Source organism: Methanosaeta sp. UBA458 (genome assembly GCF_002496085.1).
Taxonomy (GTDB): Archaea; Halobacteriota; Methanosarcinia; order Methanotrichales; family Methanotrichaceae; genus Methanothrix; species Methanothrix soehngenii.
The window spans coordinates 36,078-39,473 of the sequence record NZ_DAIK01000136.1 but is presented as its reverse complement, the minus strand read 5'-3'; the positions used below and the strand labels follow the sequence as shown (position 1 = coordinate 39,473).

The 3,396-nt window shown below is 58.0% G+C and carries 5 protein-coding genes; 3 read left to right on the top strand and 2 right to left on the bottom strand.

The genetic code is table 11. From position 1 onward, the window contains the following. From BP822_RS09995 to BP822_RS09985, 3 genes are all read left to right on the top strand, one after another. The coding region (locus BP822_RS09995; RefSeq protein WP_286878222.1) for an aminotransferase class III-fold pyridoxal phosphate-dependent enzyme at positions 1 to 309 on the top strand (309 nt) is incomplete at its 5' end. Continuing rightward, the gene (gene hisC / locus BP822_RS09990) at positions 296 to 1,351 is read left to right on the top strand and encodes a histidinol-phosphate transaminase (protein ID WP_273270993.1); all 1,056 of its coding nucleotides are present in this window, start codon (positions 296 to 298) and stop codon (positions 1,349 to 1,351) included. The genes BP822_RS09995 and hisC, both read left to right, overlap by 14 nt. A 1-nt stretch (position 1,352) precedes the next feature. Continuing rightward, positions 1,353 to 1,856: an adenylate kinase family protein gene (locus BP822_RS09985; protein ID WP_273270992.1), complete on the top strand. Its 504-nt coding sequence runs from the start codon at positions 1,353 to 1,355 to the stop codon at positions 1,854 to 1,856. Positions 1,857 to 1,874: 18 nt separating this feature from the next. Here the strand turns inward: BP822_RS09985 and BP822_RS09980 are convergent, their stop codons facing one another. Further along, a complete protein-coding gene (locus BP822_RS09980) occupies positions 1,875 to 2,726 on the bottom strand; it encodes a ribose-phosphate diphosphokinase (protein ID WP_013719290.1) in 852 nt (283 codons plus the stop codon). Between the two features lie 13 nt (positions 2,727 to 2,739). Beyond that, on the bottom strand, positions 2,740 to 3,396 hold a 657-nt coding region (locus BP822_RS09975; protein ID WP_286878221.1), incomplete at its 5' end, for a metallopeptidase TldD-related protein.

Below are 3,396 nucleotides of genomic sequence, written 5' to 3'. Positions count from 1 at the left end.
CTGATCTGTGCTGCCGCCCTGGCAACGATCGATGTCATACGAGAGGAGAAGCTGGTCGAGCGCTCAGAGGAGTTGGGCAGATATCTTAAGTCAGAGATAGAGAAGCTCAATCCCAGGGAGGTTCGCGGCCTGGGGTTGATGGTCGGCCTGGATCTGAATTGCGACTGCAAATCGCTGGTGGAGAAGGCCCTGCAAAAGGGAGTGCTGATCAACAACACTGGAGAGCATACCCTCCGCCTCATCCCGCCCCTGGTGGTTACGAAGGAGGAGATAGACAGAGTGGTGGAGGTAATAGGTGAGCTCCTCTAGGCAAAGCGCCAGGGAGAGCCTGAAGAGGCTGCGCCCCTATGTGGCAGGCAAGGGTTTCACTGAGATCTCACGCCGCTATGGTCTCGACCCGGCGGATATCGTAAAGCTGGGAAGCAATGAGAATCCATACGGTCCCAGCCCTAAGGTTTTTGAAGCCCTGCAGAATGTCTCCCCGGAGAGGTATCCGGAGCCCGAGGAGCTGATGGAAGGGCTGGCCAGATACACCGGCTCTCCGGAGGAGATGCTGGTCATAGGAGCGGGCATGGACGGGGTGATGGACACCCTGACCCGGCTCTTTTTGGAGAAGGGCGACCGAACCTTCATCCCCACCCCCACCTTCAGCTACTATGAGATCCTGACCGTTCTGGCGGGGGCAGAGCCGGTATTCTCCCCCCTGGGACCGGACTTCCGGATTCAGGAGACGGTTCCAAAGGAGGCAAAGATGGCTTTCATCTGCTCGCCGAACAATCCCACCGGAAACGCCCTTAAAGAAGAGGAGCTGTGCCGTCTGCTGGAGACGACGGAAGCCATCGTCTTTTTGGACGAGGCTTATGTAGAGTTTGCAGAGCGGAGCCTGGCGGAGCTGGTGAGTAGATACGAGAACCTGGTGGTGGGACGGACTCTATCCAAAGCCTTCGGCCTGGCGGGGATGCGCCTGGGCTATGCTCTGATGCCCGAGTGGATAGCCCAGGAGTTCTGCCGGGCGGCGCCTCCCTTCTTTGGCATCTCCAGTGCCTCAGTTGCTGCCGGCGCAGCAGCGCTCGCGGATCTGGACTTTATGAACGAATCGGTGAGAAAGATAAGAATGGAACGCAGTCGCCTGCAAAAAGAGATCAGGTCTTATCCCTCCCAGGCCAACTTCCTCTACCTGAAAACCGAGGAAGCCTCGGACTCATTTGCAGAGAAGTTCCTGCAAAAAGGTATCATCATCCGCGACTGCCGCTCATTCCGGGGTGCAGGAGAAAATCACGTCCGGGTGACAGTGGGAACGCCAGAGGAGAACGACCGGTTCCTCGCCGCCTTCAGGGAGATCCGGCGCTGATATGCAGATCGCCCTGACCGGCACTCCAGGGACAGGCAAGACCACCGTTGCTCATCTATTGCCTTACCGGGTGATAGACATCAACGCCTTAGTTAGGGAGGGCCTGAACTTCGGCGCCGATCCGAAAAGGGGCTGTCTGGAGGCGGACATGGATGGACTGGCCGAGCGCCTGGCGGAGATGGATTCTGACCAGATCTCTATCCTTGAAGGCCACTTCTCCCATCACTTCACCCAATGGTCGATAGTCCTCCGGCTGGCTCCGCGGAAGCTCGAATCCCGGCTGGAAAAGAGAGGTTACTCGCCCGAAAAGATAAGGGAGAACCTGGAGGCTGAGGCTCTGGACGTGATCTTAGTGGAGGCCGTTGAGTATTGCCAGCGGGTGGACGAGATAGATGCCACCGGACGGACCCCCCAGGAAGTGGCCGATCTGGTGGCAAAGATAATCGAGGGAAAACTGGTGATGCCTCCAGGCCAGGTGGACTGGCTGGAGGAGTTCTTTGGGTAAATCGAGTTATCTCAAAATTCAGGACTCGAGCGCCCGGGCAATTATCGGAGCCACAGAGACGGTGCTCACTCCCTTATCCAGGGTGTCAGTGGCCAAGACGCCCTCAACCCCGGAGCGGTAAAGCTTAAGGACCGCCGATCCGGTGAGGACAGGATGCACTGCTGCCAGATAGACCCGGGCGGCGCCCTGTGCACGCAGCATCTCTATGGCCGTGGCCATGGTGCCGCCGGTGGCGATCATATCATCGAATATCACCACGTCTCTATCCCGGACGTCGATCTCTTTAGGAGCCATGCGGACCTCGGTGCCGGAGAGGCGGGTCTTCTGCAGGTAATCGCTATCCGCTCCCAGGGCGGCGGCGGCAGTCCTGGCCATGGCCACTGCTCCCTTGTCCGGGGATATGACCACCGGGTCCTTCAGGCCGAGGGAGGCCACATTTTCCGCTAAAAGCGGCGTTGCATCCAGGTTGTCCGCCGGACAGCAGAAATGATTCAGGATGGATGGAGAATGGATGTTTACCAGATGGACCCGGCCCTCTTTCAAGAAGGGATTCAGAGCTCTGGCCACCGCCCTGGCGGTCATGGGCTCCCCGGGCTTGAAGATCTTATCCTGGCGGGCATAGCCGAAGTAGGGTATAACCAGATCGATGCTGCTCTCCTGGCAGATATCCAGGAGCTGGAGCAGATAGACCAGATCCCTATCAGTAGGGGTGGACTGGATTATTGCCACCTTATCGTCGAGCGGTGCCGTCACCTGGGTATATGACTCCCCATCGGGAAAGGTCTTGTAGTCGCATAACGCCAGCACCTCACCCAAAATCGCTGCCACCCTGCCCGCTAAAAGCTGGGAGGCCGGACCTCCTATGATCACTCTTTATTCTCCTTTAGCTTCCTACTACCATCATTTTAACCTTCAATGTGGGGGTGACTATGGGGCCTATTGACCGGCGGTCAGTGCCCACCTCAATCGTCTTCAGGATCTCAAATATGTTCCCCGCGAGCATCAAGGATCTGATCGGCTGGGCCTCTCCACCCGGGGAGATTCGAAAAGCATTGCGCGCCTCGACTGAGAAGTCGCCAGATATGGGATTGGCAGTATGAGCGCCGATGAGGCCATGGACCAGGTAGCCCTCTGTCTCCGCCTGGAGGTCATAGGCTGAGGGTGAGTCAATGATCAGATTTCTCGATCCCACCCGAGGGAGATCGGAGTAGCCCGAACGCACCGAGTTTCCTGTGGAGCGGACGCCGTCCTTCCCTGCAGTATAGTTATCATAGAGAAATCCCTTCAGTATCCCACGCTCGACCAGGACCGTCCTCTGGGAGGGCACTCCCTCCCCATCGAAGGCGGAGGAGTCTATGCCCCCGGGAAGAAGGCCGTCGTCTACGATCATGAGATCTTCGGAGGCAATCATCTCCCCCAGCCGACCCCTAAGAGAAGAACGACCCTTCTGAACGCTATCCGCCTCTAATGAGGTGAGGAATGCTCCCTCTAACAGCTCCGCTACCGCTAGCGGCCTGAGCAGCACATCGAACCTTCCGCC

Excerpts from the sequence above, each read along its gene's own strand:
- BP822_RS09985 (WP_273270992.1), top strand. The coding sequence starts at position 1,353 with ATGCAGATCGCCCTGACCGGCACTCCAGGGACAGGCAAGACCACCGTT.